Below are 4,934 nucleotides of genomic sequence, written 5' to 3' on the forward strand. Positions count from 1 at the left end.
AAAGAGGAAGAGGAAATGGGGGTGATATTTTACAGGGTGAAGTAGGGATAAAGGCCCCGGCATCGACCTACTTTTCCGACCGCTCTCGCAGCCAGTATCATGGGCGCTGGTGGGCTTAACTGCCGGGTTCGGAATGGGACCGGGTGTTGCCCCACCGCTATGGACACCGGGGGATTGGCAAAAGAATAAGTGTAAGGATAATAGGAAGTAAGAGGCCAAGCCGAACGGGCGATTAGTACCACTTGGCTCCACCCGTCACCGAGCTTCCACCTGTGGCCTATCAACGTGGTAGTCTCCCACGGCCCTTCAGGGATACCTAATCTTGAGGTGGGCTTCACGCTTAGATGCTTTCAGCGCTTATCCCGTAGCAGGATGGCTACCCAGCGCTGCTCTTGGGGAACAACTGGTACACCAGAGCCTGCCCCATCCCGGTCCTCTCGTACTAAGGATGGCTCCTCTCAAGTATCCTGCGCCTGCGGCGGATAGGGACCGAACTGTCTCACGACGTTCTGAACCCAGCTCGCGTGCCGCTTTAATGGGCGAACAGCCCAACCCTTGGGACCTACTTCAGCCCCAGGATGCGACGAGCCGACATCGAGGTGCCAAACCCCGCCGTCGATATGGGCTCTTGGGCGGGATTAGCCTGTTATCCCCGGAGTAGCTTTTATCCGCTGATCACATGCCCTTCCACGCGGGACATGTGGGTCACTAAGTCCTGCTTTCGCATCTGCTCGACCTGTCAGTCTCGCAGTCAGGCACCCTTATGCCTTTGCACTCTAACGGTGGATTTCCGACCCACCTGAGGGTACCTTTGAGCGCCTCCGTTACTCTTTAGGAGGCAACCGCCCCAGTTAAACTGCCCGCCTGACATTGTCCCGTCCGTGGGTAACACGGCTCGGTTAGATTATCCACACACCAAGGGTGGTATCTCACCGACGCCTTCACCCTCCCCGAAAGGAGGGCTTCACAGGCTCCCACCTATCCTGCGCATGGTGAGCAGACAATCAGTGTCAGGGTACAGTAAAGCTTCACAGGGTCTTTCCGTCCTGCCGCAGGAAGCCGGAATCTTGACCGGCACTACAATTTCACCGGGACTCTCCTCGAGACAGCGTGGGGATCGTTGGACCATTCATGCAGGTCGGAACTTACCCGACAAGGAATTTCGCTACCATAGGACCGTTATAGTTACGGCCGCCGTTTACCCGGGCTTCGGTTCAGGGCTTGCACCCATCCCCTTAACCTACGGGCACTGGGCAGGTTTCACACCGCATACGTCCTCTTACGAGTTTGCGCAGTGCTGTGTTTTTGGTAAACAGTCGCCCCCACCTGGTTTCTGCGGCCCACATTGCTGTGGGCACCCCTTATCCCGAAGTTACGGGGTCAATTTGCCGAGTTCCTTGAGGAGAGTTACCCCGAACGCCTTAGGCTGCTAACCTAACCCACCTGTGTCGGTTTACGGTACGGTCAGCGAACCTTCAACGGCTACGACATTGTTTCTTGGCAGCATGAAGTCAGCCCTGTTGAGCAGGACAAGCCTGCTCTCCCCATCACCGCTCAGGCTAAACGAGGTACGGATTTGCCTATGCCTCACCCTTGCGAGCTTAGAGGAAGCGATCCATAGCTTCCCAGGGCCTATCCTTCTGCGTCATGCCTTAGCCTCCAGTCCGCTGGTGCAGGAATATTAACCTGCTTCCCATCGGCTACTGCTTTCGCCCTCACCTTAGGGTACCGACTAACCCAGCTCCGATTTACGTTGAGCTGGAAACCTTGGGTTTCCGGCGGACAGGTTTTTCACCTGTCTTCGCTGCTACTCATACCAGGATTCTCACTACCCTGCAGTCCATCACTCCTCACGGTATGACTTCAACCCACAGGGTACGCTCCCCTACCGATAGTCCTTTCGGACTATCCCACAGCTTCGGTGGCACGCTTAGCCCCGTTAAATTTTCGGCGCGAACTCTCTCGACGAGTGAGCTGTTACGCACTCTTTAAAGGATGGCTGCCTCTAAGCCAACCTCCTCGCTGTCTTAGAGAGTTCACATCCTTCTCCACTTAGCGTGCACTTAGGGACCTTAGCTGGTGATCTGGGTTGTTTCCCTCTCGTCTACGGAGCTGATCCCTCGTAGACTCACTGCCAAGCTACCTATCCCGGCATTCGGAGTTTGGTTGGGTTCGGTACCCCTTTCGGGGCCCTAGCCCAATCAGTATCTCTACCTCCGGGAAGGAACGCTTGACGCTGCACGTCGATGCATTTCGGGGAGAACGAGCTATCACGGAACGCGATTGGCTTTTCACCCCTATCCACACCTCATCCAACTGTGTTGCAGCACCGATTGGTTCAGGCCTCCAGACGGTGTTACCCGCCCTTCACCTTGGGCATGGATAGATCGTTCCGCTTCGCGTCTGCAGCATGCGACTTAGACGCCCTATTCGGACTCGGTTTCCCTACGCCTACGCCTAACGGCTTAAGCTAGCCGCATACCACAACTCCCTGGCTCATTTTCCAAGAGGCACGCAGTCGGGCTATAAAATAGCCCTTCCACTGGCTTGTAGATCCATGGTTTCAGGTTCTCTTTCACTCCCCTCACAGGGGTTCTTTTCACCTTTCCCTCGCGGTACTATGCGCTATCGGTCAGCCAGGAATATTTAGCCTTACCCAGTGGTCTGGGCAGATTCCCACTACCTTTCACGGGGGCAGTGGTACTCGGGAGTGTATCCCAGGGAGAGCAGCAGATTTTGCATACGGGGCTATCACCCTCTATGGCGTAGTATTCCAACTACTTCTGCTATCTGCTGCTTTTGTAACTCCCCGAGGAAGTGGTAGCTTCCTCCGGATACATCCCACTACCCTGATGTGGCTAAGGCTACCACCATGGCACCACATCAGTTTAGGCTATTCCCCGTTCGCTCGCCGCTACTGAGGGAATCCCTTTCGGTTTCTTTTCCTCGGGCTACTAAAAGGTTTTACTTCGCCCGGTTCGGCTCCTACCGTGAGGTAGGATGCTGTCCTATGGGACAGCGGGTTTCCCCATTCGGGAATCCACGGATCACAGCCTGCTTGCGGCTCCCCGTGGCTTATCGCAGCTTGCCACGCCCTTCATCCCTTCTGGCTGCCGAGGCATCCACCATGGACCCTTAGCAGCTTGGCCTAACAAACTTCCTACAACCTTACACTTATTCAATTGCCAAGTAGTGGAGACGAGGGGATTTGAACCCCTGACCTTCTGCGTGCAAAGCAGATGCTCTCCCAACTGAGCTACGTCCCCTAAGAGAATGGGCCTTAGTGGATTCGAACCACTGACCTTACCCTTATCAGGGGTACGCTCTAACCGTCTGAGCTAAAGGCCCTTAGCAGTTTAGTTGGAGAACTAAGTGCCATGAATGATGATAGGGAAATCCCTATAAAGGAGGTGATCCAGCCCCAGGTTCCCCTAGGGCTACCTTGTTACGACTTCGCCCCAGTCATCGGGCCCATCATCGGCCCCTGCCTCCTTGCGGTTAGCTCGGGGACTTCCGATGAACCCGACTCCCATGGCGTGACGGGCGGTGTGTACAAGACCCGGGAACGTATTCACGGCGACATTGCTGATTCGCCATTACTACCGATTCCGCCTTCATGGGGGTGAGTTGCAACCCCCAATCCGCACCACGACAGGGTTTTTGGGGTTAGCTCCGCATTGCTGCATTGCATCCCATTGTCCCTGCCACTGTAGCGCCTGTGTAGCCCAGGGCATAAAGGGCATACTGATCTGACGTCATCCCCTCCTTCCTCCGACTTATCGCCGGCAGTCCCCTGTGAGTCCCCGGCATAACCCGCTGGTAACACAGGGCAAGGGTTGCGCTCGTTGCGGGACTTAACCCAACATCTCACGACACGAGCTGACGACGACCATGCACCACCTGTCCGGCGCACCTATGAGAAATCATAGGCTAGTACCCTTTCGGATACGACACACCGGATGTCAAACCCTGGTGAGGTTTTTCGGTTAGCATCGAATTAAACCAGACGCTCCACCGGTTGTGCGGGTCCCCGTCAATTCCTTTGAGTTTCAACCTTGCGGCCGTACTCCCCAGGCGGGATGCTTAACGCGTTAGCTTACGACACGACCTGGTATCCCAGGTCACATCAAGCATCCATCGTTTACGGCTAGGACTACCCGGGTATCTAATCCGGTTTGCTCCCCTAGCTTTCGTCCCTCAGCGTCAGGAATGTCCCAGTCGGCCGCCTTCGCTACTGGTGTTCCTCCCGATATCTACGCATTTCACCGCTACACCGGGAATTCCGCCGACCTCTTCCACCCTCAAGTCCGGCAGTTTGGAAGGCAATTCCACGGTTAAGCCGTGGGCTTTCACCTACCACTTACCAGACCGCCTACGGACCCTTTACGCCCAGTAATTTCGCGCAACGTTCGGGACCTACGTATTACCGCGGCTGCTGGCACGTAGTTAGCCGTCCCTTATTCCTGGGGTACCGTCATAATCTTCCCCCAGAAAAGGTGTTTACACCCCGAAGGGCTTCATCCACCACGCGGCGTTGCTGGGTCAGCCTTTCGGCCATTGCCCAATATTCCCCACTGCTGCCCCCCGTAGGGGTGCGGGCCGTGTCTCAGTCCCACTGTGGCCGGTCATCCTCTCAGACCGGCTACCCGTCGTAGCCTTGGTGAGCCATTACCTCACCAACAAGCTGATGGGACGCAGCCCCATCCATAGGCGCCTTGCGGCTTTGGAGTTTTCTCATTATTGGGTATTAGCTGCCCTTTCGGGCAGTTATCCCCAACCTATGGGTAGGTAAGCTACGTGTTACTCACCCGTTTGCCGGTCGCCAGCACCTTACCCGAAGGTAAGGCCTGCTGCCCCACGACTTGCATGTGTTAGGCACGCCGCCAACGTTCGCGCTGAGCCAGGATCAAACTCTCCAAAGGAATCTTATCCTG

2 tRNA genes and 3 rRNA genes are annotated in these 4,934 nt (G+C 55.9%); all 5 read right to left on the minus strand.

From position 1 onward, the window contains the following. Positions 1-54: 54 nt before the first annotated feature. The 5 genes from rrf to QOR43_RS08450 all read right to left on the minus strand — a co-directional run bounded on the left by rrf (position 55) and on the right by QOR43_RS08450 (position 4,922). Positions 55-171, minus strand: a 5S ribosomal RNA gene (gene rrf, locus QOR43_RS08430). A 40-nt stretch (positions 172-211) separates the two neighbouring features. Then, positions 212-3,149: ribosomal RNA gene (locus tag QOR43_RS08435) — 23S ribosomal RNA — on the minus strand. 44 nt (positions 3,150-3,193) lie between these two features. After that, positions 3,194-3,266, minus strand: a tRNA-Ala gene (locus QOR43_RS08440). An 8-nt stretch (positions 3,267-3,274) separates the two neighbouring features. Beyond that, a tRNA-Ile gene (locus tag QOR43_RS08445) sits at positions 3,275-3,348 on the minus strand. Positions 3,349-3,403: 55 nt separating this feature from the next. Further along, positions 3,404-4,922: ribosomal RNA gene (locus QOR43_RS08450) — 16S ribosomal RNA — on the minus strand. Together the 16S, 23S and 5S rRNA genes with 2 tRNA genes alongside form the textbook arrangement of a ribosomal RNA operon. Between the last annotated feature and the right edge of the window lie 12 nt (positions 4,923-4,934).

It is taken from the genome of Venenivibrio stagnispumantis (assembly GCF_900182795.1).
Classification (GTDB): domain Bacteria; phylum Aquificota; class Aquificia; order Aquificales; family Hydrogenothermaceae; genus Venenivibrio; species Venenivibrio stagnispumantis.